Origin of the sequence: Gelidibacter salicanalis (genome assembly GCF_016469035.1) — a bacterium.
Lineage (GTDB): Bacteria > Bacteroidota > Bacteroidia > Flavobacteriales > Flavobacteriaceae > Gelidibacter > Gelidibacter salicanalis_A.
This window is the reverse complement of sequence record NZ_JAEHJZ010000007.1, coordinates 166234-188183: the sequence shown is the minus strand read 5'-3', so window position 1 is coordinate 188183 and position 21950 is coordinate 166234. Positions and strand designations below refer to the sequence as shown.

Genomic DNA, 21950 nt, shown 5'->3' with positions numbered 1-21950 from the left:
TAGTTGAAGTGATTTATGTTTATTGGTCTCAGAAATAGTTAAAACTATGCACTTTAGTGCATCTCGCTTTAGCTTCTAAAAATACCTACCTTTGTTTTATGGCAGATCAAAGGGTAAATGGTCATACAGTCTCTAGGTTGACCGTACATATAGTTTGGAGTACGAAATATCGTTATCCTGTTCTGCTTGGTGATGTCCAGACGGGTTGCCGTAAGCTTTTGATACAGGTTTGTGATGCCGAGGGCGTGAATATTTTGAAGGGTGTTGTCAGCAAGGATCACGTTCATATGCACATAGAATACCGTCCTTCCCAAGATATAAGCAGTCTTGTGAAAAAGTTAAAAGGGAGAAGCTCAAGAAGGTTACAGCAAGAATTTCCTAAGTTGAACAAGCGCTATTGGGGACGCCATTTTTGGGCGATTGGGTTTGGATGTTGGAGTACAGGAAACATTACTGACAAAATGGTGAATGAGTATTTGGAGCATCACAGAAAATCCGATAACGACACAGACGCTTTTATACTTGAGTAATCACGTACTGCTGACTTTAGTCAGATTTAAAAACCTATGGCACTTTAGTCCATAGTGATTTAGTTTCAAGCAATTATTGGTCAAAACATCAGTTCTGTCTGTTTGTGAGCGGTCACAAGGTTAGATAGAAATTGTTGGTGGAAAACACCAACAATGGCTCCAAAGTCTACAGTATTTGTAAATTGAATGACTACCGTATCGATGTCTTTGTGGTATTCACGCCGCTGTTGGTGTTTTTCACCAACAGCATTCATTCTCTATTCATTTGAGAATTTGCTTTTTTTTAGTTGAAGTGCTTTATGTCTGTTTTCAAGCAATTATTGGTCAAAACATCAGTTCTGGCTGTTTGTGATGGGTCGCAAGATTATACAGAAATTGTTGGTGGAAAACACCAACAATGGCTCCAAAGTCTACAGTATTTGTAAATTGAATGACTACCTTATCAATGTCTTTGTGGTATTCACGCCGCTGTTGGTGTTTTTCACCAACAGTATTCATTCTCTATTCATTTGATATTTTACTGTTTTTAGTGGAAGTGCTTTATGTTTATTTTCAAGCAATTATTGGTCAAAACATGAGTTCTGGCTGTTTGTTGTGATGGGTCGCAAGGTTATACAGAAATTGTTTGAGGAAAACACCAAAAATGGCTCCAAAATAAGTTTTTGCATTTCAGGATTATTATAAAAATAATCCAGTTGATGTTGCAATATATAATCAATCATTTTTTTAGCCGCTCTACTTTCATTTTCATTCGCCATTTTTTCAACTTTTTAGAAATCCGCAGTCCTCGCGTTGGTTTTTCAGCACGATGTTCTGCTTTTTTAGGTGGTAAAATAAAGACGCATCAAAACTTAATGAAAATGTCTTTAAGCCATATGAAAGTAATTAAACCAGCAAACTAAAATACCGTGACCGATAGGTTACTCCGATCTAACAACTTACTCCATTTTTTTGCGAACCGCCGTATAGGACACCCGTACGCTCGGTGGTGTGAGGGGTGATGGCGGAGCCATCCACTCAACTTTACCTTTTTTTTTATTTTTTACGCTCTGTTTGTAGCGTTAGCAGGGCATACGCTGCCCACAAGTTTTGGCTAGTGCGGTTGGCTTTTGGAGCGACTTGGCAACATGTATGACTTTTAACGTTGGTATTTACACTCGGCTTAATTCATCCATTAGTGCTTTTCGTTGTGGATATTGCTTTCTAAACATTTCTATCAAATCTTTTACTTGTTTACCTCCACCTAATTTTTTCATTCTGCGCAAATATCTGCAAGCTGTTTGATAATGATTTCTTCCTATATATTTTTCTACGTAATTTATTATTCTTTCGCTGTACAATTCAATCAATTCAGAAGAATAATCTTTTGATAGATACGATTCGTTCTGTTCGATATTCTCCAGAGATATGTTTTGTTTGAGCATAAGAAATAACCTTTCCCACCACTCTTCCTTGATGTATATTTTTCGAATTAACTCTGTGTAAGTCCATCTTTGTTTAGGGGTGATTTCTTTTATTATTTCTTCTAAAAACGGATACCATTTTTCATCTTCAATAGTATCTTTTAAGATTTGATAATAATCTTGTTCAGGATGAAAGTTATCGATAAATAGAAATCTTGAAAATTCAATAATTTTTGGAGTGTCTTTTTGTGATTGAGCAACTTTTAGCAACCAATTGTACCACACTTTAACTAAACCAGGTTTGTCTTTCTCATCACATTTAATTCCGTCTTTTGAGAGTTGTAGTACTTTTTCAAAATTTTTACTTTTAAACGCCTTTTCTATCTCTTTCATCCTGATGGATGAGTTTGAAATGTGTTTATTGATGTACCTTTCTACTACTTGTTTATCTTTAAATTCCCTGAGTAAATCCAGCTTAAAGGATTGAGCTAATTCTCTTTCATAGTTCCCATCAACCGTATCTAAACAATCAAGAATAATATCAGCATCACTCTCTTTTTCTATTAATTCGCAAGCTATATGGAGCATTCCCAAATGCCAACCCCAACCCTCAAATAGCTTTTGGTTAAAGGAAGAAATGCAATATTCAAAGATTTCTTGTTTAAGTGTAGCCGGAAGTTTCTTTTGAACCAATTTTGAAAGTAACTCCATTGCCGATTCTACAAAATAACCTAAATCACCATTACTATCATCGCCATATTGAAAGGCTTCGGTCATTTCTTCTAATAAAGCTGTGCTGATATAAAATACATTTTCAAAATTGTTATTTGTCAAATACTTTTCGGCATTTTCTATAAATGGTTCTGTGGTGTTTACCACATATTTCATATCCGACCAATCAATCCAGCCATCTCTTCCTGCTGCTGTTTGTAATATGGAATGAATTTGTTTTTGATAGAATTCCTTAGACTGATTTTGACTTAAATGTCCAAAGGATGCTAAAAAGTAGTTTCTGAATTTTTTGTCCTTATTACTGTTTTTTTGAACAAACTCTATTAACTCTTCGTGCGAAATTGCTCTTAGCAATTCCTTGACTTGTTGAGAAATGGATTTTGTCTTTTTCTTTTTTGGAATTGTAAAATTAGGATGATTCAATTCCAATTCGTTTTGTTGCAAATAAAAAATTGCTGCAACTACGTGCTTACAAATAGGTCCCATATCATAAGGACAATCGCAATTATGGGCTACAATAGTATTGTTGCTAACCTCTAACTGAACGGTATATTCTTCTGTTCCTGAAACAATGGCTTCATATTCTCCGGTTGAAATTTCTGAAAAATCTGTTATTGCTCCTCCTTTAAAGTATGTCAATCCTCTTTTTAGGATTTTTTCATCAATAACTTGCTCAAATTCGTTTAATGGTATTTGCATATAAAAATGATTTTTATTAATACTTAGAAACGGGTTCTTTTTCTAAGTCGAAAATCATTGTCGATATATCTACCTGAAACCATTGTTTAAACATTTTGTAATTGCGTTTTTGAGGCCATTCCTTTTTATTGGTATGCCAAGCTTCTAATTCAAGCATAAATAATTTATCGAATTTCTTTTTAAGCCAACCTTCTACGTCTTCAATATCCTCACTAATTAAATACATATTTGTTTCTTTCATATCGTCTATTTCATCTGGATACAAATTAGAACACCAATCAAAAAAAGGTTGCAATGGTTTTAAAATAATCGCACTACGATTGATAAGGTTTTCTTCAAAATCTTCCTCCGAAAATTCTTCGTCCATAGTATTAAACATAGTAGAAAGGTAAGCATCTTCAGGTTGGGTGATTACTGATAAAACGTGATCCCTACTCGTTTCTTTCAATTCATAATCCACAATAAAATTGGAATATTCTTTGAATTTTTCAATTTTATAATCAATCATTCTACTTAACAGGTCAACATTGATGTCTTTTTCTCTTATAGAATTGATTGACGCATCACTTTCCCCCTCTGGCAACAAGGCTTTCATATTACCTAAATTCCAGGCATTTATGGCAAACTCCAAAATATCTTCCATATATTCTGAATCCTGAAATTCATTTGCAAATGGTTCTATAAATTGCTCTAATAACTGAGCATATTTTATTCCTTGGTTTTGGATTATGGTTTTGTTTTCAAATAAATTAATGATTTTATTTTTCATTTTTTTTCTGTTTAAAAAGCATTAAACTTATCGCTCATAGCGAGTTTTAGATTCCATTTTTTGGTGGTGTCTAAGGCACGTTCTAGTACAATTAATTTTTTGTCTGTATGGGTTTTAAAATGTTCTACGGTTTCGTCTGCAATAATTACATCCAAACAGATTAGCGTTTCTTTATCGCCCTGCCTGTCCGGCCGGCAGGCATCTGATGCTAAGTATATTTCATTTTTCTCAAATTCTTTTTGCTTTGTTAAGGTATGATTGAGTTTAAAACCGTTTTTGATGAGTATTTCGGTTGTTAATTCGTACAGATATTTGAACGAACACCGTCAATACAGGCATGGTCAAACGTGTTTTTGTCATTACCTTCAAAAACATTTACAACAGATTTGATTGCGGTTTCTTGATATTCTAATAGTTCTAATTTTAATTCCATCAATTTCCGCTTTTATTTTTGCTTATGCCTGTCTGTCCTTTTGATAGGTACTTCATTTTTTGCTCAGCTACCTTTAGTGCTTTGCTCCCAAGTTTTTCATCTTTTATTTCGTACAGCATTTTTTCGCTCAGGTATTGAATAATTAGATTGTCTTTGTCTAAATCCAATATTTCGGCAAGTTTTAGGATTTGTTCTTTTGTTGCTTTTCGTTCGCTTCTTTCTATTTTGCTGAGTATGGCTGTATCAATATAACGTGTCGCAAGAGCAACCCTTTTTCTTCTCTTTTTTCTCTAATAATTTCGCCTGTTGATTTGTTAGTTTTCATTTCTGAAATATCAATTGAGTAATTACACTTGACAGTTAATGTCAAATATATCCAGTGTTTTGGATATTCAATGATTTTTCTTTTCAAACTTATTAACAGGCTGCGAGCGGTGGGAAAAAATAACTCTTTTGGTTTTTTATGGATGGGGCGGGGCTAACCTTTCTACTTTGCTCAGGACAGGCTCTTTTAACATTAGTAAGCTGCAAGCCCGTCTACCGTGAGGTGAGGAGTGAAGGAAGCAGGACTACAATCCCGATAGCTTGGGACGCTACTGACGGACAGAATTAAACGAAGCGAATCTATGAACACAAACAAAATATCAAATCCGTTAATAAACAGAATATGAGGTATTTATGTATGGGTAAGCAGCCACATCAATGTAAAGCCCAAAAGAATACCAAAAGTGCATATATGTAGATGCGGCAGGGATCGAGAGAAACCACGCCTCTGGCGTGGCAGGAAAGATGCCATTACCTGGAGAGGTCTCTATAACTACGAGTCGGTAAAATAGAGAGGTCAGCACCTGCCCGACTGCGTCATTCAGGCGTGGATGTCATAGTAACCAAAAGAAACGTTAATAGTAAGTAAAACAGCTTGGCAAGCACTTAAACGCAAGCTCAAGTTCGCTACCAAGAAAACGCTGCCATTATCATTAGCGGAACGACTACAACGCTTAAAACTCATCTATAAAGGGTGGTTGAATAATCTTCGTTTAGGAAATATACAGACCAAACTTAAAAAGATGGATGAATGGCTACGAAACCGACTTCGCTACTGTATATGGCATGACTGGAAGAAACCAGAGCGCAAACGCAGGAACCTCATTAGATTGGGAATAAAACAGGGACAAGCCTTTGCTTGGAGTAGGACAAGAATGGGAGGATGGGCAGTAGCCCAAAGCCCTATTCTCGGGACTACCATTACCAAAAAATGTCTAAGAAAAAGAGGTTATGAAAGTTTGCTAGCGTATTACCTCCGTGTGAAGTTCTGAAATGACGAACCGCAGTCCGTTCCTAACTAGGGGCGGACCCGTCTACTCGATTGACGAATCCGGTTGATTTGCCGTCTATGGATAAAACGTTGAGTTAAGGGTAGGATATTTGGAAGTTGTGCTGTGATTGATTTGGTCAAGTGTGTAAATACGTAGGCGCAACTTGTTGCGTCTATACATGTGTTACCTACCATTTGACCAAAATAAATGAAATTATCGAAGTGTTATAGAAATACATTAATAATATTACAGTTTCAGAACTTTCATTCAAAATCAATGTTCTGTACAAATAGAATATAAAAAAGAAAGAAAATAGAATCGGTTATTGAAAATATATTATTAATTTCTAATTCGGGGAATGGGAGAAAATCCCTCGCCTTTAGGCGAAGACTTTAGTTTTGTTATTTTTGTGTTATGCACAAGTACAGAAAAACGTCTCATACCGTTTACGACATCAAATATCATTTGGTGTGGATAACGAAATATCGTAAAAAGATATTGACAGGAGAATTGGCAAGACGAGTCCGCGAGCTTATACGAGAGGTTTGCAAGGCTAATGATGTAGAAATTATAAAAGGACATGTTTCGGTGGATCATGTACATTTATTCGTGTCAGTTCCTCCACATATATCCGTAAGTAAATTGATGCAATATATAAAAGGGAAGAGTTCGTGAAAGGTCATGTCAGAGTTCAAAACAATATCAAAGATGTATTGGGGCAGGTATTTTTGGGCTTGAGGCTATTTTGTAGTGAGTTCAGGAGCGATAACCGATGAAATGATACTGGAATATATCGAGAAACAGGATATGGAGAATGAAGAAGGAGATTTTAAAATTACGAGTGAGTAGCTTTAGCCGCCTTGTAGGCGGAATCAAATCTACCAGCTTGAAGCTGGTAGTAGTTTAATTGAAAATGCATTTAAACATGGAGTTTCGGCAAGTAAGAAAAGTACCATTGAAATAAACATGACTACTAATGCAAAAACAGTTTTGTTTACTATTGAAAACGATAACTTTCCTAAAAAGACAGACGATAAAAGCGGTTCAGGAATCGGGCTTCCTAATATTGAAAAACGTTTGGAGTTATTATATCCCAATAAAAACAGTTTTAAAACGGTTGTAAAGGACAATCGGTTTGTGGCGCAATTAGAAATTGAAACCAGCTAGAAAATGAGCACTATAAAAATTACTTGTATTATTGTAGATGATGAGCCTATGGCGCTTAATTTAGTGGAAAGTTATGTTGAAAAAACGCCATTTCTTATTTTATAGAAAAAATGCAGTAGTGCTATTGAGGCGATGGAATTTATAAAGACAGAGCCTGTAGATTTACTCTTTTTAGACATACAGATGCCAGATTTAACCGGTATCGAATTTTCAAAAATGTTACCCAAAGAAACGCGTGTCATCTTCACGACAGCATTCGACCACTATGCTATAGATGGTTTTAAAGTAGAAGCCTTAGATTACTTATTAAAACCATTTGACTATGCCGAATTTTTGACGGCATCAAATAAAGCCCGCACGTGGTTTGAGATGGTAAAAGAAAAAAAGGAAACCGTCACTTCAGAACAAAAGGAATTTCTTTTTATAAAATCTGAATACAAGCAATTGCGGATTAAATTGGCAGATGTGCTCTATTTTGAAGGACTTAAAGACTATATAAAAATATGGTTAAAGGACAATCCAAAACCTATTCTAACCCTCATGAGCCTAAAATCTTTAGAAGAAGAACTTCCTCAAACAGCATTTATGCGTGTGCACCGTTTTTTTATTGTATCGCTTAAAAATATTGAAGTTATAGAGCGGAGTCAAATCATTATAAATAAACAACGCATTACGGTGTCAGAGCAGTACAAGCCAAAATTCTTGGAGTTTGTGAATTCTAATTCGCTTGACGAAGTGAAAAATATAGAATAATAAAATTTTTCTTTGTTAGCTTATTCATTAATCGTAATATTGAAATGAAGCAATGATTGCCTCGTGATTATTAATTTAGACTATGTATACAGATATGGAAAAGGAAATTGCTTTTTTTTTACAAAAGTCTTTGGACATCAGGCCAGAGTAGTTAGCTTACAACGATTGTTTGAAATTAAGTATAGTCATTTAATTCTGAACATCTTCCAAACCCCATTTGTCCAAACTTCTTAAAATAGGCTCAAGGGATTCCCTCTGGCACTTAATCCGTATTCCACTTTAGGAGGGACTACAGGAAAAACTTTTCTGGAAATAAGCCCATCTTTTTCTAACTCTCTGACAGTTTGGGTAAACATTTTATTTGAAATTCCCCGAATTTTCTTTTGTAATATTCCAGAACGCAAATCGTCTTCCAATAAATGAAATAAAATCAATGGTTTCCATTTTGTACCAATTAAATTCATGGTATAATTTAAAGGACAGCTATTTTCTTTATTCAAAATTATCGTTTTATAGTGTTGTTATACAGTGATTTACTGGTTTAGGTAACTATGGCACTTTTTGGTGAGTTATTGCCAATTAGGTAAATATAGAATAAATTTGTAATCTAAATAATAAGTTATGACAACAAATAAAAATTATCCCAAGTCCTTATTGATAATTGAAACGTTAAAAAGTGTTAATGTTTTGCCTATGTTGTACCTGCAATAAAAAAGGCAGTCACAAATTAATGTAACTGCCTGATTATCAAGTAGCGAGAAGGGGGTACGATCCCCTGACCTCCGGGTTATGAATCCGACGCTCTAACCAACTGAGCTACCTCGCCATAAAATTAAACTGTCAGGTAAAGTCAGAATTGAATCCGACGCTCCCCGCCCGAACGTACCTTTTCGGTGCGGGCTGGTAACCAACTGAGCCTGCCCGAATGAATTCGTTCAGGCGGGCTACCTCGCCATAAATTAAACTGTCAGGGAAAGTCAGAACTGAATCCGACGCTCCCCGCCCGAACGTACCTCCCGCCAGAATGACTTGTCGGGCTGGTGTCGGTACGGGCAGGTAACCAACTGAGCCTGCCCGAATAAATTCGTTCAGGCGGGCTACCTCGCCATAATTTGAGGCTGCAAAGATAAAAACAAATTCAATGTTCGCAAACATTAAGACAATTAAAAATCAGATAAAATAATTTTGCGTCATTTTGTTTTTATACTAAACAATTAATTATATATTGAGCGGGCTAACAAAAAACATCTATGGAAGAAAAAATTAAATTTGAATTGGAATTTCCCATTCATTCATCCCCCCAACTTTTATATCAATATATATCGACACCGTCAGGCTTATCCGAGTGGTTTGCTGACAATGTCAACTCGCGTGGAGAACTGTTTACCTTTATTTGGAATGACAGTGAGGAAAAGGCAAAATTATTGAGTAAAAAGAGTGGTGAGCGTGTAAAGTTCAGATGGCTCACTGATGACGAAGATAGTCAATCTTATTATTTTGAAATTAGAATACAAGTGGATGAAATCACAAAGGATGTTTCCCTTATTGTAACTGATTTTATTGATGAGGACGAAGTGGAAGAAGCAAAAATGCTTTGGGAAAATCAAATCTCCGATTTAAAACAGGTTTTAGGATCTGCTTAGGAAGACTCTTTTTTAATTGGTATATTTGTCTCGATTTTGTTAAAACTTCGAGACTTTTTTTATGGTTAATTTCAACGGCACACTCTACGATGCTTCATCCAATTTATTATCAATAGAAAATAGAGGCTACGCCTATGGCGATGCACTTTTTGAAACCCTTAAAGTGGTGCATGGAAAGGTGTTGTTCTGGGAGGATCATTATTTTAGGCTAATGGCGTCTATGCGCATCATGCGAATGGAAATCCCTATGAATTTTACCATGGAGTTTTTAGAGAATGAGATTTTGAAAACTATTGAGGCCAATCAACTCTCTAAAGCTAGCGCTAGGGTGCGTATTAATGTGCATCGCGTTGAGGGAGGCAAATACAGCCCTGTCTCTAATGATATTGAATACAACATAGTGTCAGAGCGTTTGGATGCCGATTTTTACAGCTTAAATGAGGCTTCGTACACTGTTGAACTCTTCAAGGATTTTTATGTGGCGCCAGGACTGCTGTCCACTTTAAAATCCAACAATAAAAGTATTAATGTATTGGGAAGCATCTTTGCAAAAGAAAATGATTTTGATAATTGTTTACTCCTAAATACTGAAAAAACGGTGGTGGAGGCACTTAACGGAAATCTGTTTTTGGTTAAGGATAGAGTGATTAAAACGCCGCCGTTATCTGAAGGTTGTATGAAAGGGATTATGAGAAAACAACTTATGGAACTTGTAGAAAAATTGGAAGGGTACACCTTAGAGGAAGCTGCAATTTCTCCGTTTGAACTTCAAAAAGCGGACGAGTTATTCATCACTAATGTCATTACGGGCATACAACCTATTACTAAATATAGGAAAAAGGAATTTACTACTGAGGTCTCAAAATTGTTGCTGGACAAGCTCAATACTAAAATAAGACTCTCTTAATTGTAACTTGGGTTTTCCGGTGCGTTGGACCAGATGCTATAGTCGCCGCCCAGTTCCAGCATTTTTTCTTTCCAGAAACTGTCATCTTTTTTTTCAATGATGGACTTTTTATAGATGTTTTCAGTAACAATCCACGAATTTGTTTCAAGCTCCTCTTCCAACTGAAAAGGTTCCCATCCTGAATATCCCAAAAAGAACCGAATGTCAGAGGCTTCAATTTTACCTTGATTGATGAGCGATAAAACCATGTCAAAATCTCCTCCCCAATAAATTCCTAATGAAATTTCGATACTTTCAGGTATCAGATCAGGAACTTTATGTATAAAATACAAGTTATCCTGTTCAACTGGGCCACCATTATACACTTTAAAGGCTACCAGCGTATCAGGAACCAGATCTTTCAAGGTGTATTCCAACGGTTTGTTCAATATAAATCCGATGGAACCTTCATTGGTATGGTCAGCTAATAAGACAACAGAACGATTAAAGGAAGTGTCGCCGATTATAGAAGGTTCGGCTATTAATAGATGTCCTTTTTTTGGTTTTATGGTAATCATAAATCATGATTTGAAAATAAATCTAAAACATATTTTCTAAAAATGCAATAAATTTGTTAAAAAAAACCAAAAAAAAGTCCACTCAAAAGAGCAGACTTTTCCCTATATCTGGTAACTTGTTAGTTTACAGCACCGCTCAAATCAGAACCAGCTTTAAACTTTACTACGTTTTTAGCTTTGATATTTATAGTTTTACCTGTTTGTGGGTTTCTTCCTTCTCTTGCTGATCTTTTAGAAACTGACCAAGATCCAAATCCTACTAAAGATACTCTATCACCTTTTTGTAAAGAACCTTCGATATCAGTTAATAAAGAATCCAATGCTTTTTTTGCTGCTGCTTTTGTAATTCCAGCGTTTTCAGCCATTCCATTGATTAAATCTGTTTTGTTCATAAAATTATAATTTTAATTATTAAATAATAGTTCGGTTAAACATTATGTCAAATCCTTCTACAAAATTATACGGATTATTCATTCACGCAAGTAATAGCAAGGGAAATCCAAATTAATGTTAATAACTTTAGTCAATTGTTAATAAAGTAGAGTAGGATTAACATGATTTTTACAATATCAGTGTACACAAGGGTTTACAGCATTTTGTCTCCTTCATTAAAACTATAACCGTTCAGAAGCGACTTTATTTCCATTTTTTTCTTTCCTGGCAATTGTATTTCTTTAATTAAGAGATAGCCATCTTTAGTAGCGACTTTTAAGTTGTTTTTGGTTGCAATAAGTGTTCCTACAGATTCTGATGGCTCTATTTTTTCTTTCTCAACTTCAAAGATCTTTACCATTAAGATGTCTGAATCTGTTTTAAGATGGCTCCACGCAGCTGGAAATGGATTGAGGCCTCTAATCTTGTTATAAATCTGATCTAAATTTTGGCTCCAATCAATTTGACAGTTGTCTTTATTGAGTTTGTAAGCCGTTTTAGGTTGTTCCACTTTTGGCTGGATGGTGGTTTTAACCTCGCCATTTTCAATAAGCTTCAAGGTTTCAATAACTAATTCACTTCCTATATTTTGAAGAGTATCGTGGAGTGTGCCTACGGTTTCATCGTCTTTAATGGCAACTTCTTTTTGTAAGATGATGGCACCGGTATCAATTCTATCGTCAATAAAAAAGGTGGTGACTCCTGTTTTTTCTTCACCATTAATAACCGCCCAATGAATAGGGGCAGCACCTCTATAATCAGGGAGAAGGGAGGCGTGTAAGTTAAAAGTGCCGTATTTTGGCATTTTCCACACGGCTTCAGGCAACATTCTAAAGGCTACCACAATGTGTACGTTGGCTTCTAACGATTTTAATTCTGTTAAAAACCCCTCATCTTTCAAATTAGTGGGCTGCAAGAGTCTTAAATCTTGAGACAGTGCATATTTTTTAACATCAGATTGGTGTAGTTTCTGGCCACGTCCCGCCGGTTTATCTGGCGCGGTAATGACCCCTACAATATCGTAATTGTATTCTACCAATAGTTTTAAGGTACCCACGGCAAACTCTGGGGTACCCATAAATACAATCCTTAAAGCGTTCTTTTTCATGTGTGTTTTATTTTATACGAATTGTTACTGGTGACCTCTAGAATATGATTTGAGAGCATCAATTTGAGGGTTTCTAAGATGTCTTTTTCTGAATATTCCAATTGCTCAACCAATGCTCTTGACGTGAGTGGTTGTGCTTCTAAAAGCAAAATAATTTTGTAGGATATGTTTTTTGATTTCGCGGGCTTCGTTTTTGTTGCTTTTGAAAGGCAGACGGTACAGATGCCACAGGGCGTGCTCTTTTTCTCCCCAAAATAATCCAAGAGTTGAATGCTTTTGCAAATGTCGTCATCAGAAATATAGTCAACTACGGCATCAATTTGACTCTCTTTTAAACCTTGTTGCTGCTCAATAATATTGGCAATTCTGTTAATTGTTTTGTCGTCTTCACGGGGTTGTAAGAAGGTCAATTCAGAATCAGTGTTGGAATGATGAAAATCAACAACCCCATCCCGTTCCAATTGCTGGAGTACACTTATTATTTTATCTTCAGGGAGCATCGCTTTTTCAGAGACTAAGGGGAGATTGATCTTCATGTTCTGATCAAAAATTCCGCCATAGGTCCTTAAAATAGCCTTTATAATAGGTTCAAAAGCCTTGTGGGTATTTAAATATCCAAATAAGGCCTGACTGCTGATTAAAAATTGAAGCTTGGTTTGGTAGTTAAACTGCTGCGATAAGCTGATGATGCTATTTCTATCTAATATTTGGACGGCATTGTAAGCGGTACTGGTTGGGAAACCGTAAGTCTTGCAAAACACATTAAAGTTAAACTGGTGCTGGGTTAAAAAGCCTTCGCCGTAAGAAATTTGAAAATAATTACATAATTTACGGTACACTTTCTTAATAAACTCTACTGAAGGCAAAGTGCTCAAAAATTGATGTTTTAATTGCTGCTCGTCCGTTGAGTTTTTTAAAATCACCGCAAAAGCTTTCTCTTCATTCCGTCCTGCGCGACCTGCCTCCTGATAGTAACTTTCCAAACTTTCTGGTAAATTTACGTGGATGACGGTCTTTACATCAGGCTTGTCAATGCCCATTCCGAAAGCTGTGGTGGCTACCATCACCGTTTTTTGGTTGTTGGTCCACTGCTCTAAATGATCAGTCTTTTCTTTGTTGCTAATGCCGCCATGATAATAGGTGGCTGAAATGCCCTTCGATTCTAAAAAGGAATGGAGTTCTAGCGTCGCCCGTCGGGTTCTGGTATAAATAATGGAGGGGCCGGGATATTTGTTTAAAATCTGACCAATTTTATAATGCTTGTCCTGCGTGTCTAAAACCATATACGCAATATTTGGTCTTTTAAACGAGGCCTGAAACACCTTTGGCGCCATAAAATCGAGTTCCGTCATGATTTCCTGCACCACTTTAGGCTTGGCTGTTGCTGTAAGCGCGATGACGTTGACAGAAGGATGCAATTGGCGTAAAATAGCAATGTTTTTATAGGCTGGCCGGAAATCATTACCCCACTGACTTATGCAGTGTGCTTCATCTACAGCAATCAGGTTAACTGGCATTTGCTGAATTCTGTCCTGAACCAAGGTTTGTTGTAAACGTTCAGGAGACAGGTATAGAAATTTATAATTGCCATAAATGCAGTTATCCAAAAGGGTGTCTAGCGTTTTATATGGAATACCGCTGGTAATGGCCATGGCTTTAATGCCCTTTGCCTTAAGCTGATCTACTTGATCTTTCATGAGGGCAATCAGGGGCGAAACGACAATACAAATGCCGTCTTTAATTAAGGCAGGTACCTGAAAGCAGATTGATTTGCCACCCCCAGTGGGTAGCAAGACAAATGTATCCTCATTGTTCATAACGGCATCAATGATCTCCTCTTGCAAGGGTCTGAAAGACGTATGATTCCAATAGCGTTCTAAAATAGTGATCGGGTGTGACATCACTATAAATTTAAGGATTCTATAATGAAATCAGTGCGTTTTGCTACAGTATCAAAAGGGATGTCTATTAAATTATAATTGAATTTTTTATAGGTTTTGAGAAGTTGCTCGTGGATGCGTTCAGCCTGTTCAAATGTTTCGTATCGGACACTGTCACATTTAAATATTTCTTTCCATGGCGCTAATATAAAAACCGCCTCATAGGTGTTGTTTTGGCAGACGTCGACAAAATCTTCCGGGTATGCACTGCCAAAGTAATCCATGTATGCCAAAACATCAGGTAAGCCCCGATCTAGAAAAACAGTGCTATTTGATTGATTATTCGCCTCCACAAACTGTTTGGCTCTGCCTTCTAAAAGCATCTGACTGAAGAGTAGTGGCTGGGTTAAAAATAGCTGGTCTACCCCACTTTTCCTGGCCTCAAGAGTAACTTGTCTCGAGATTTCATCAAAACAGATATGTCCTCTTTCTTTTAATTCGTCTATAATTGATGATTTTCCAGTTCCTGGGCCACCCGTAATAACAATCTTCTTAGTGTTCAATTTGGCAAGGTTTTGGTAACAAAAATCGTAATTTTAATAGGAATTAAAAAATGTAAAGTAAAATGTATCTTTACAGCTGAATTTGAATCATTATGAACACAGATAAAAATCAAGACGAATTTTACGATAAATTAAGGTCACAACTTTATGAAACGTCGAGTTGGCCTTCAGAATATCTTTATAAATTTATAGTTAAAACCGATGGGCAAAAAATAGAAAAAATAGAATCTATTTTTAACAATATGGGCGCCGTCATTAAAACAAATCCTTCAAAAAACGGCAATTATACCAGCGTGTCCATTAACGTGCAATTACCAACTCCTGAAGTTGTGATTGAAAAATATAAAGAAGTAGCCTCTAAGGTGGAGGGCGTCATCACGTTATAATAATGATGGTGACGTTTTTTACGTTGCCATTAGAGTAGTCTTCTGATTCGGTTAGATTGAATTTTTTTCTTTTATAGGTGGTAAACTTCCAGTAAATTCACGAACATTGCTGTGGTTTAGAGCTGAAACCATTTTATCTTTTAACGAAACTTTTAAACCACAATTAAAGTTTCTTTATTTTTTTTCGTATTTTGCAGGCTTGCACAACGTACTCCGCTGCAAAACAATTAATACTACACCATTTATATTTTGATAGACAATTTAGAATACAATACTGAGCGTGAACATTTGATCATTCCTGAATATGGAAGGCATCTACAAAAAATGATCAATTATGCCAAAGAGCGTCCGACATTAGAAGAACGCAATGAAGTTGCAAAAGCCATTATTTCTGTAATGGGCAATTTACAACCTCATTTAAGAGATGTACCTGACTTTCAGCACAAACTTTGGGATCAGCTATTTATTATGGCCGATTTTGATTTGGATGTAAATTCACCATACCCAAAACCGTTGAAAGAAGAGTTACAGGCACATCCTGAGCCGTTAGAATATCCACAGAATTTTCCGAAGTACCGTTTTTATGGCAATAATATCAAAACAATGATTGATGTTGCCAATACTTGGGAAGAAGGAGATTTAAAGGAAGCTTTGATTTATACCATTGCCAATCACATGAAAAAATGTTTCCTGAACTGGAACAAGGACACTGTTGAAGACGATGTTATTTTTAATCATTTGTATGAATTGTCAGGAGGTACAATCAATTTAAAGGAAGAAGATGAAGACTTGTCTGACGCTTCTACTTTAATGAGAAACAAGAAAAAGTACACCACTACAAGTAACAAGAAAGTACACAGTAAAAAAAGCAATACCAACCGCAACAGAAAACGCTACTAACCATACATGGCAACATTTATAATTGAAGGAGGTCATCAATTAAAAGGAAGTATCCAACCTCAAGGTGCAAAAAATGAAGCATTACAAATTTTATGTGCTGTTTTATTAACACCAGAAACTGTCACCATCCATAACATCCCAGACATTATTGATGTCAATAAACTGATTTCGCTTTTAGAAAAATTAGGGGTCAAGATCCATAAAATTGGTTCGGGCTCTTATACGTTTAAGGCAGATGAAGTGAATATGAAGTATCTCGAATCGCCTGAATTCAAAGAAGACGGCAAAGGATTACGAGGTTCCATCATGATTGTGGGGCCACTTTTGGCCCGTTTTGGTAAAGGGTATATCCCAAAACCAGGAGGTGATAAAATTGGACGTCGCAGATTGGATACGCACTTTGAAGGCTTTATCAATTTGGGTGCAAAATTTCGTTACAACCGTGAAGATCATTTTTATGGTGTAGAAGCGGATCGTTTAAAAGGGGCTTATATGCTTTTAGATGAGGCATCAGTAACCGGAACTGCCAATATAGTGATGGCTGCTGTGTTAGCAGAAGGCACCACCACTATTTATAACGCTGCCTGTGAGCCGTATTTACAGCAATTGTGTAAAATGCTCAATAGGATGGGCGCAAAAATAAGTGGGGTAGGATCGAATATGCTGCGTATTGAAGGAGTGGATTCCTTAGGAGGTACAGATCATAAAATGTTGCCCGATATGATTGAGATTGGAAGCTGGATCGGATTGGCAGCCATGACCAAAAGTGAATTGACCATTAAAAATGTCAGTTGGGACGATTTGGGACAAATTCCAGATGTTTTCAGAAAATTAGGCATTACCATTGAACGCAAAGGCGAGGATATTTACATTCCGGCACATAAAGAGGGTTACGAAATACAGAGTTATATTGATGGATCAATTTTAACGGTTGCTGATGCTCCTTGGCCAGGTTTTACGCCAGATTTGTTAAGTATAGTCTTGGTCATCGCCACGCAGGCCAGAGGTGCTGTGTTAGTGCACCAGAAAATGTTTGAGAGCCGATTGTTCTTTGTGGATAAGTTGATCGATATGGGCGCGAAAATCATTCTTTGCGATCCGCACCGTGCTACCGTCATTGGACATGATTTCAAATCGAGTTTAAAAGCTACAACAATGACGTCACCAGATATTAGAGCTGGGGTGTCCTTATTAATTGCCGCCTTGTCTGCAAAAGGATCCTCAACCATTCATAATATTGAACAGATTGATCGTGGGTATGAACGCATTGATGAGCGTTTAAGAGCGATTGGCGCGAAGATTACACGTGTGAATTGATATAGTCATAAAATACTATAGATAAAGAATGCCTCAACTCAACGAGGCATTTTTTATTTGAAATACTTTTTACTGATAGCCTTGTTAGTATTCCTGCCATTGTTGGTGTTTGCATGCCGTTGTTGGTGTTTTCCACCAACAACACAGAGACGTAAGCCAATGTCGTTGTCATGCCCTTGTTGGTGCTTTCCACCAACAACCCAACGTAATGAGCTGCAATAGTTATAATCATAATAAGGGTTTTCCTGCCATTGTTGGTGTTTTCCACCAACAATGTATTTAATGAGATCAGAAGATTTCCATGCCGTCGTTGGTGTTTTCCACCAACAACACAAAGACATAAGCCAATGCCGTTGTTGATGTTTTTATAAGCCGTTGTGGTTTTTTATATGCCATTCATGCCCTTGTTGGTGTTTTCCTCCAACAATTCAAAGACGCAAGTAACCGTAGTAATAACAATGAGGACTTAACTTAAAGCACGTTTATAAGTTTCCAAGCAGCGTTCCCGTGCTTCTTTATGGTCAACCATTGGTTCAGGATAACTCAACTCCTGAAACTCAGGTACCCATTTCTTGATGTATTTTAAATCTTTATCGAACTTCTCAATTTGGGTAGTGGGATTGAAAATGCGGAAATAAGGCGCAGCATCAACCCCACAGCCTGCAACCCATTGCCAATTGCCAACGTTGCTCGACATCTCATAATCGTGCAGTTTTTCGGCAAAATAGGCTTCACCCCAACGCCAATCAATGAGCAAATGTTTACACAAAAAACTACCCACGAGCATGCGGATGCGATTGTGCATAAATCCTGTGGCATTCAGTTGGCGCATCCCGGCATCCACTAGCGGATACCCCGTGTTGCCATCGCACCATTTTTTAAACTCAGCCTCGTTATTACGCCATTCAATTCGGTCATATTTGGGTTTAAAACTCTCCTCTACGGTATGCGGAAAATGCCATAAGATTTGCATAAAAAATTCACGCCAAATCAATTCTTGCCAAAATATCTCATTGTTTTCGGCCATTGCTTTCTTGATCATTTTACGAATACTGACGGTTCCAAAGCGTAAATGCGGACCCAAACGTGAGGTGCTATCTTGAGCCGGATAGTTTCTGGTTTTTTCGTACTCTTGAATGAGTGTTGGTGTCACGTCGTAGTCTGCAATCTTCTGGGATGACTTTTTAAAACCGAGATCAGACAAACTTAGATTGGGTAAGTGGGTATTTTTAAAAAGATTATTTAAATATGAGTTTGTATAAAAAATCTCCAAATCAATAGTGTTGAATTTTTCTTTCCAAACTTTCATATAAGGTGTATACACCATATACGGCGCGCCGTCTTTCTTGACAACTTCGTCTTTTTCAAAAATGACCTGATCTTTGTACGTCTTAAATTCAACGCCATGTCCTGAAAGATATTTCACTAGCTCCGAATCGCGTTTTTTTGCATAGGGTTCATAATCATGGTTTATGTACACGGCGGTAATGTTATAATCTTTCAACAGCTGTTTGTAGATATCCAATGGTTTGCCATGAAACAAGGCCAAACTACTTCCGTGCTTGTTTTGAAGCGTCTCGCGCATGGATTGGAGTGTGTCGTAAATAAAAGTAACCCTTGCATCATCTTCAGGAAGTTCGTCCAAGATTTCAGTATCAAAAATAAAAATTGGTAACACTGGGTGCTCCGATTTTAAGGCTTCGTAGAACCCGACATTGTCATCCAATCTTAAATCGCGACGAAACCAGAAAATTGTTATTGGTTTTTTCATTTTTATAATGCATTCTTCGTTTTGTAGACCCCAAATAATTCTTCTAACTTTTTGGTGCGGTAATTGAAAATCTCTTCCAATTTCGGCTTTACCAAAATAGGATGCACCATCTTTCCTAAAATTCCGAAGGGTAATTTATAATCGATAATATCTTCCATTTCTACGCCGCCATCAATGGCTTTAATAAAATGCTTGTGGTGCCATAAGGCATAAGGGCCAAAGCGTTGCTCATCTACAAAATATTCATTTTTGACACTGTGCGTGATTTCTGTAACCCATTTGGTTTTGATGCCCAATACAGGTGTGACGATGTATTGAATAATCTGACCAGCAAACATAGGTCTATCAGCCCCTGAAAGGATGTTGAAGCCCATATAATCCGGGGTAATAGTTTTTAAGTTTTTAGGATCGGATAAAAAATCCCAGGCGGTTTCAATACTAATGGGCAGCTTTTGTGTTTGATGAAGCGTGTAAATTTTCATTAAAAAGTGTTCATTCCTTAGTGAAAAGGGGTGGAATTTAATTATTGATTAAGATATAAAGGTTAAGAGATGTTGCAATAAAAATCCAAACCACATAGGGGAGGATGAGTAGGTTTTTAATTTTCATTACCCTGAAATAAGTGACTAGAAACACAGTAATTATAAAGGTCAATGCTATAATTATGAGTAACCCGACAGCGACAAGGTGCTGGTTGAAAAACACAAAATTCCAAGAGACATTGAGTATAAATTGAATAAAAAATAGGGTGATGACTTTGTTAGTGGGCTGCTTAAGATAGAGCAGTGCCATATAGAAGGAAAAACACAGCATAATGGTCATCCAAGCTGCTCCGAAAACCCAGTTTGGTGGTGTCCAAGGTGCTTGGTTCATTGACGTATACCACGCACTTGTTGGGGCATCTCCCATTAATAAGACACCAAGAGCTAAGGCGCTGAAATTAATAATAAAAAAAAGGAGGAATGGCTTTAAAAATTTCATGAATGCGAATTAGTTCAGATGTTTTATAATTTTGGAACTCCATGGTTCCGTAAGCGAATAAAAATAATCAATAAGCTGTCCTTCTTGATCAATCAGGTATTTCTGGAAGTTCCATTTCACTGAGGATCCTTTGATGCCGTTTTCTTCCTTTTGGGTCAACCATTGATACAGTGGATGCTGCTGCTTACCTTTTACATCAACCTTTTCCGTCATCAAAAATGTGACGCCGTAATTCAGCTCACAAAACGAGTGTATGTCATCAGCCTCTCCAGGTTCTTGATCTCCAAATTGATTACAAGGCACGCCGATAACCACTAATTGATCTTTATAGCGTTCATGTAAGGTTTGTAAATCTTTGTACTGCGGAGTGAAGCCACATTTAGAAGCCACATTCACTATCAAAATGTGTTTTCCTTTAAAAGTATTGAAATCAATGGGTTTGCCATTTAGGTTATTGATTTGTAAATCGTAAAATGATGCCAAATTAATTAGTTTTTAATCTTAGTGAGTTTTTCAGATCACGAACACTATTACTAGTATGCGATGATACATCGCAATAAATTTCGTAAAAAATCATATTATAAAAGGTGGTGAAGTAGCATAGCTACCCAAAGCAGCAGCCATCTTCACCACCGAACTATTTATATGGGCCAATTACAGCCTATGTTGACGTTATTGCACAAGTATATTGTGGGCATCTCAAATTAGAAATCTCCAAAAATTACAATTTACGCAACTAACGGCCTCCCGTTTAACCGTTTTTCAACTTTACGTTTTATAGCGGTCAAGCGCTTCATGATGTCCATAATCTGTTCATCTTTTTTACGTTTATAAATTTCGTTCAAGCCTAAAATTAATGTTTTAGCTTGTCTAGAAATCTCGATACGATCACTTGTTGAAAGTGATTTCATTTTACGTTGCTCAAATTCAAGTGCTTCATTAATAATATCCATAATCTTAATCTTTTAAATAATTTTGCAATTCGGCAATTTTTTCCGGTGTGCCAAATTTTCCACCGTAATATGAGGTAACTGTGGTTGAAGATTCATCTTTAATACCACGTGAAGCCACGCATAAATGTTTTGCGTCAATAATAACAGCAACATCTTCTGTTCCTAAAATATATTTCAATTCTTCTGCAATTTGATTGGTCAAACGCTCCTGAACTTGGGGACGCTGTGCATAATATCGAACAATTCGGTTCAACTTTGATAGACCAATTACTGTTCCTGAAGAAATATAAGCCACATGTGCTTTTCCAAAAATGGGTACGAAATGATGTTCACAATTGGAGTAAAGGGTGATGTTTTTCTCAACCAACATCTGGTTGTATTGGTATTTATTATCAAATAAGGTGATTTTGGGTTTGTTGGCCGGATTCAGACCTGAAAAAATCTCATCAACATACATCTTGGCGAGACGTTTTGGCGTACCTTTTAAGGAGTCGTCTGTGAGATCCAATCCTATCACATCCATAATTTCTTCAAACAATCCCGCAATACGATGCTTCTTTTCTTCATCTGAAAGTTTGAAGGCATCAGGTTTTAATGGGGTTTCTAAGCCTGTATATAAATGGTCGTCGCCTATATCTTCTAAGCTAAACCCATTTAATTTATGATCGATTTTGGGTGATGGTAATTCTTTTTCGGTAATCATTTATGGTCTTTTATAAGTGCTGTCTTTGAAAATTTAATTAACAAAGC

29 protein-coding genes, 1 tRNA gene and 2 pseudogenes are annotated in these 21950 nt (G+C 36.7%); 10 read left to right on the top strand and 22 right to left on the bottom strand.

Annotation, left to right across the window (positions count from 1 at the left end; translation table 11 throughout):
• Positions 1-98: 98 nt before the first annotated feature.
• The gene (gene tnpA / locus JEM65_RS05095) at positions 99-530 is read left to right on the top strand and encodes an IS200/IS605 family transposase (RefSeq protein WP_199597738.1); all 432 of its coding nucleotides are present in this window, start codon (positions 99-101) and stop codon (positions 528-530) included.
• Between the two features lie 80 nt (positions 531-610).
• Here tnpA (JEM65_RS05095) and JEM65_RS05090 read toward each other — a convergent pair whose 3' ends face one another.
• The 8 genes from JEM65_RS05090 to JEM65_RS22325 form a co-directional block, all read right to left on the bottom strand.
• Positions 611-784: a hypothetical protein gene (locus JEM65_RS05090; RefSeq protein ID WP_199597736.1), complete on the bottom strand. Its 174-nt coding sequence runs from the start codon at positions 782-784 to the stop codon at positions 611-613.
• Between the two features lie 70 nt (positions 785-854).
• Entirely contained in the window at positions 855-1028 is a 174-nt protein-coding gene (locus JEM65_RS05085; RefSeq protein WP_199597734.1) for a hypothetical protein, read from the bottom strand.
• Between the two features lie 62 nt (positions 1029-1090).
• On the bottom strand, positions 1091-1288 hold the full coding sequence (locus JEM65_RS05080) for a hypothetical protein (protein WP_199597732.1): 198 nt from the start codon (positions 1286-1288) through the stop codon (positions 1091-1093).
• A 393-nt stretch (positions 1289-1681) separates the two neighbouring features.
• A complete protein-coding gene (locus JEM65_RS05075; RefSeq protein ID WP_199597730.1) occupies positions 1682-3364 on the bottom strand; it encodes an SWIM zinc finger family protein in 1683 nt (560 codons plus the stop codon).
• Positions 3365-3380: 16 nt separating this feature from the next.
• The gene (locus tag JEM65_RS05070) at positions 3381-4133 is read right to left on the bottom strand and encodes a hypothetical protein (protein WP_199597723.1); all 753 of its coding nucleotides are present in this window, start codon (positions 4131-4133) and stop codon (positions 3381-3383) included.
• A gap of 11 nt (positions 4134-4144) precedes the next feature.
• Positions 4145-4288, bottom strand: coding sequence for a hypothetical protein (locus tag JEM65_RS05065; protein ID WP_199597721.1), 144 nt, complete (start codon positions 4286-4288; stop codon positions 4145-4147).
• Between the two features lie 140 nt (positions 4289-4428).
• Positions 4429-4569: a hypothetical protein gene (locus tag JEM65_RS05060; RefSeq protein WP_199597719.1), complete on the bottom strand. Its 141-nt coding sequence runs from the start codon at positions 4567-4569 to the stop codon at positions 4429-4431.
• Positions 4566-4733, bottom strand: coding sequence for a hypothetical protein (locus JEM65_RS22325; RefSeq protein ID WP_233530527.1), 168 nt, complete (start codon positions 4731-4733; stop codon positions 4566-4568). The genes JEM65_RS05060 and JEM65_RS22325 overlap by 4 nt, the downstream gene beginning before the upstream one ends.
• A gap of 735 nt (positions 4734-5468) precedes the next feature.
• Here JEM65_RS22325 and JEM65_RS05050 point away from each other — a divergent pair.
• The 4 genes and pseudogenes from JEM65_RS05050 to JEM65_RS05035 all read left to right on the top strand — a co-directional run bounded on the left by JEM65_RS05050 (position 5469) and on the right by JEM65_RS05035 (position 7802).
• A complete protein-coding gene (locus JEM65_RS05050) occupies positions 5469-5882 on the top strand; it encodes a group II intron maturase-specific domain-containing protein (RefSeq protein WP_307810543.1) in 414 nt (137 codons plus the stop codon).
• Between the two features lie 414 nt (positions 5883-6296).
• Positions 6297-6731: pseudogene (tnpA, locus tag JEM65_RS05045) on the top strand (IS200/IS605 family transposase).
• 117 nt (positions 6732-6848) lie between these two features.
• The gene (locus tag JEM65_RS05040) at positions 6849-7049 is read left to right on the top strand and encodes a hypothetical protein (RefSeq protein WP_439953500.1); all 201 of its coding nucleotides are present in this window, start codon (positions 6849-6851) and stop codon (positions 7047-7049) included.
• Between the two features lie 123 nt (positions 7050-7172).
• Positions 7173-7802 (top strand): LytR/AlgR family response regulator transcription factor, encoded by a 630-nt coding sequence (locus JEM65_RS05035; RefSeq protein ID WP_439953501.1) that lies wholly within the window; start codon positions 7173-7175, stop codon positions 7800-7802.
• Between the two features lie 189 nt (positions 7803-7991).
• Here JEM65_RS05035 and JEM65_RS05030 read toward each other — a convergent pair.
• Both JEM65_RS05030 and JEM65_RS05025 read right to left on the bottom strand, forming a co-directional pair.
• Positions 7992-8266, bottom strand: a pseudogene (locus JEM65_RS05030) (winged helix-turn-helix transcriptional regulator).
• 288 nt (positions 8267-8554) lie between these two features.
• Positions 8555-8628: transfer RNA gene (locus tag JEM65_RS05025), tRNA-Met, on the bottom strand.
• Positions 8629-9052: 424 nt separating this feature from the next.
• On the opposite strand from JEM65_RS05025, the gene JEM65_RS05020 reads away from it, so the two are divergent.
• Together JEM65_RS05020 and JEM65_RS05015 are read left to right on the top strand one after the other, a co-directional pair.
• Positions 9053-9445 (top strand): START-like domain-containing protein, encoded by a 393-nt coding sequence (locus JEM65_RS05020; protein WP_199597717.1) that lies wholly within the window; start codon positions 9053-9055, stop codon positions 9443-9445.
• Positions 9446-9506: 61 nt separating this feature from the next.
• Positions 9507-10352, top strand: coding sequence for an aminotransferase class IV (locus JEM65_RS05015; protein WP_199597715.1), 846 nt, complete (start codon positions 9507-9509; stop codon positions 10350-10352).
• Here the strand turns inward: JEM65_RS05015 and JEM65_RS05010 are convergent.
• The 5 genes from JEM65_RS05010 to JEM65_RS04990 all read right to left on the bottom strand — a co-directional run bounded on the left by JEM65_RS05010 (position 10349) and on the right by JEM65_RS04990 (position 14892).
• A complete protein-coding gene (locus JEM65_RS05010) occupies positions 10349-10909 on the bottom strand; it encodes a YqgE/AlgH family protein (RefSeq protein WP_199597713.1) in 561 nt (186 codons plus the stop codon). The genes JEM65_RS05015 and JEM65_RS05010 overlap by 4 nt on opposite strands.
• Before the next feature lie 119 nt (positions 10910-11028).
• On the bottom strand, positions 11029-11301 hold the full coding sequence (locus JEM65_RS05005; RefSeq protein WP_199597711.1) for an HU family DNA-binding protein: 273 nt from the start codon (positions 11299-11301) through the stop codon (positions 11029-11031).
• 194 nt (positions 11302-11495) lie between these two features.
• Entirely contained in the window at positions 11496-12449 is a 954-nt protein-coding gene (gene fmt / locus JEM65_RS05000; protein WP_199597709.1) for a methionyl-tRNA formyltransferase, read from the bottom strand.
• Entirely contained in the window at positions 12446-14350 is a 1905-nt protein-coding gene (locus JEM65_RS04995) for a RecQ family ATP-dependent DNA helicase (protein WP_199597707.1), read from the bottom strand. The genes fmt and JEM65_RS04995 overlap by 4 nt, the downstream gene beginning before the upstream one ends.
• A gap of 2 nt (positions 14351-14352) precedes the next feature.
• A complete protein-coding gene (locus JEM65_RS04990) occupies positions 14353-14892 on the bottom strand; it encodes an AAA family ATPase (RefSeq protein ID WP_199597705.1) in 540 nt (179 codons plus the stop codon).
• A 92-nt stretch (positions 14893-14984) separates the two neighbouring features.
• On the opposite strand from JEM65_RS04990, the gene JEM65_RS04985 reads away from it, so the two are divergent.
• The 3 genes from JEM65_RS04985 to murA all read left to right on the top strand — a co-directional run bounded on the left by JEM65_RS04985 (position 14985) and on the right by murA (position 17495).
• On the top strand, positions 14985-15278 hold the full coding sequence (locus tag JEM65_RS04985) for a DUF493 family protein (protein WP_199597703.1): 294 nt from the start codon (positions 14985-14987) through the stop codon (positions 15276-15278).
• Positions 15279-15527: 249 nt separating this feature from the next.
• Positions 15528-16178: a DUF4290 domain-containing protein gene (locus JEM65_RS04980; protein WP_199597701.1), complete on the top strand. Its 651-nt coding sequence runs from the start codon at positions 15528-15530 to the stop codon at positions 16176-16178.
• A gap of 6 nt (positions 16179-16184) precedes the next feature.
• Positions 16185-17495, top strand: coding sequence for a UDP-N-acetylglucosamine 1-carboxyvinyltransferase (murA, locus tag JEM65_RS04975; protein ID WP_199597699.1), 1311 nt, complete (start codon positions 16185-16187; stop codon positions 17493-17495).
• Positions 17496-17548: 53 nt separating this feature from the next.
• Here murA and JEM65_RS04970 read toward each other — a convergent pair whose 3' ends face one another.
• The 7 genes from JEM65_RS04970 to folE form a co-directional block, all read right to left on the bottom strand.
• Positions 17549-17836, bottom strand: a complete 288-nt coding sequence (locus JEM65_RS04970; protein WP_199597690.1) for a hypothetical protein — start codon at positions 17834-17836, stop codon at positions 17549-17551.
• A 125-nt stretch (positions 17837-17961) separates the two neighbouring features.
• Complete coding sequence (locus JEM65_RS04965) at positions 17962-19266, bottom strand: cryptochrome/photolyase family protein (RefSeq protein ID WP_199597688.1); 1305 nt, start codon at positions 19264-19266, stop codon at positions 17962-17964.
• 2 nt (positions 19267-19268) lie between these two features.
• Complete coding sequence (locus tag JEM65_RS04960) at positions 19269-19748, bottom strand: SRPBCC family protein (protein WP_199597686.1); 480 nt, start codon at positions 19746-19748, stop codon at positions 19269-19271.
• Between the two features lie 37 nt (positions 19749-19785).
• Positions 19786-20247 carry a TspO/MBR family protein gene (locus JEM65_RS04955; RefSeq protein ID WP_199597684.1) on the bottom strand — a complete coding sequence of 154 codons (462 nt, stop codon included), beginning with the start codon at positions 20245-20247 and terminating at the stop codon, positions 19786-19788.
• A gap of 9 nt (positions 20248-20256) precedes the next feature.
• Positions 20257-20730 carry a glutathione peroxidase gene (locus JEM65_RS04950; protein ID WP_199597683.1) on the bottom strand — a complete coding sequence of 158 codons (474 nt, stop codon included), beginning with the start codon at positions 20728-20730 and terminating at the stop codon, positions 20257-20259.
• A 245-nt stretch (positions 20731-20975) separates the two neighbouring features.
• Complete coding sequence (locus JEM65_RS04945) at positions 20976-21200, bottom strand: hypothetical protein (RefSeq protein WP_199597682.1); 225 nt, start codon at positions 21198-21200, stop codon at positions 20976-20978.
• A gap of 4 nt (positions 21201-21204) precedes the next feature.
• A complete protein-coding gene (folE, locus tag JEM65_RS04940; RefSeq protein WP_199597681.1) occupies positions 21205-21903 on the bottom strand; it encodes a GTP cyclohydrolase I FolE in 699 nt (232 codons plus the stop codon).
• Positions 21904-21950 lie beyond the last annotated feature (47 nt).

What these genes read in the sequence shown, in the direction of transcription:
- JEM65_RS05005 (WP_199597711.1), bottom strand. Translation starts at nt 11,301, where the DNA reads ATGAACAAAACAGATTTAATCAATGGAATGGCTGAAAACGCTGGAATT.
- JEM65_RS04985 (WP_199597703.1), top strand. Translation starts at nt 14,985, where the DNA reads ATGAACACAGATAAAAATCAAGACGAATTTTACGATAAATTAAGGTCA.
- JEM65_RS05090 (WP_199597736.1), bottom strand. Translation starts at nt 784, where the DNA reads ATGAATGCTGTTGGTGAAAAACACCAACAGCGGCGTGAATACCACAAA.
- JEM65_RS04960 (WP_199597686.1), bottom strand. Translation starts at nt 19,748, where the DNA reads ATGAAAATTTACACGCTTCATCAAACACAAAAGCTGCCCATTAGTATT.
- JEM65_RS05075 (WP_199597730.1), bottom strand. Translation starts at nt 3,364, where the DNA reads ATGCAAATACCATTAAACGAATTTGAGCAAGTTATTGATGAAAAAATC.
- JEM65_RS05020 (WP_199597717.1), top strand. Translation starts at nt 9,053, where the DNA reads ATGGAAGAAAAAATTAAATTTGAATTGGAATTTCCCATTCATTCATCC.
- JEM65_RS05015 (WP_199597715.1), top strand. Translation starts at nt 9,507, where the DNA reads ATGGTTAATTTCAACGGCACACTCTACGATGCTTCATCCAATTTATTA.
- JEM65_RS05070 (WP_199597723.1), bottom strand. Translation starts at nt 4,133, where the DNA reads ATGAAAAATAAAATCATTAATTTATTTGAAAACAAAACCATAATCCAA.
- JEM65_RS05010 (WP_199597713.1), bottom strand. Translation starts at nt 10,909, where the DNA reads ATGATTACCATAAAACCAAAAAAAGGACATCTATTAATAGCCGAACCT.
- tnpA (WP_199597738.1), top strand. Translation starts at nt 99, where the DNA reads ATGGCAGATCAAAGGGTAAATGGTCATACAGTCTCTAGGTTGACCGTA.
- JEM65_RS04955 (WP_199597684.1), bottom strand. Translation starts at nt 20,247, where the DNA reads ATGAAATTTTTAAAGCCATTCCTCCTTTTTTTTATTATTAATTTCAGC.
- JEM65_RS05080 (WP_199597732.1), bottom strand. Translation starts at nt 1,288, where the DNA reads ATGGCGAATGAAAATGAAAGTAGAGCGGCTAAAAAAATGATTGATTAT.
- folE (WP_199597681.1), bottom strand. Translation starts at nt 21,903, where the DNA reads ATGATTACCGAAAAAGAATTACCATCACCCAAAATCGATCATAAATTA.
- JEM65_RS04945 (WP_199597682.1), bottom strand. Translation starts at nt 21,200, where the DNA reads ATGGATATTATTAATGAAGCACTTGAATTTGAGCAACGTAAAATGAAA.
- JEM65_RS04965 (WP_199597688.1), bottom strand. Translation starts at nt 19,266, where the DNA reads ATGAAAAAACCAATAACAATTTTCTGGTTTCGTCGCGATTTAAGATTG.
- fmt (WP_199597709.1), bottom strand. Translation starts at nt 12,449, where the DNA reads ATGAAAAAGAACGCTTTAAGGATTGTATTTATGGGTACCCCAGAGTTT.
- JEM65_RS05040 (WP_439953500.1), top strand. Translation starts at nt 6,849, where the DNA reads ATGACTACTAATGCAAAAACAGTTTTGTTTACTATTGAAAACGATAAC.
- murA (WP_199597699.1), top strand. Translation starts at nt 16,185, where the DNA reads ATGGCAACATTTATAATTGAAGGAGGTCATCAATTAAAAGGAAGTATC.
- JEM65_RS04995 (WP_199597707.1), bottom strand. Translation starts at nt 14,350, where the DNA reads ATGTCACACCCGATCACTATTTTAGAACGCTATTGGAATCATACGTCT.
- JEM65_RS05085 (WP_199597734.1), bottom strand. Translation starts at nt 1,028, where the DNA reads ATGAATACTGTTGGTGAAAAACACCAACAGCGGCGTGAATACCACAAA.
- JEM65_RS04970 (WP_199597690.1), bottom strand. Translation starts at nt 17,836, where the DNA reads ATGTCTTTGTGTTGTTGGTGGAAAACACCAACGACGGCATGGAAATCT.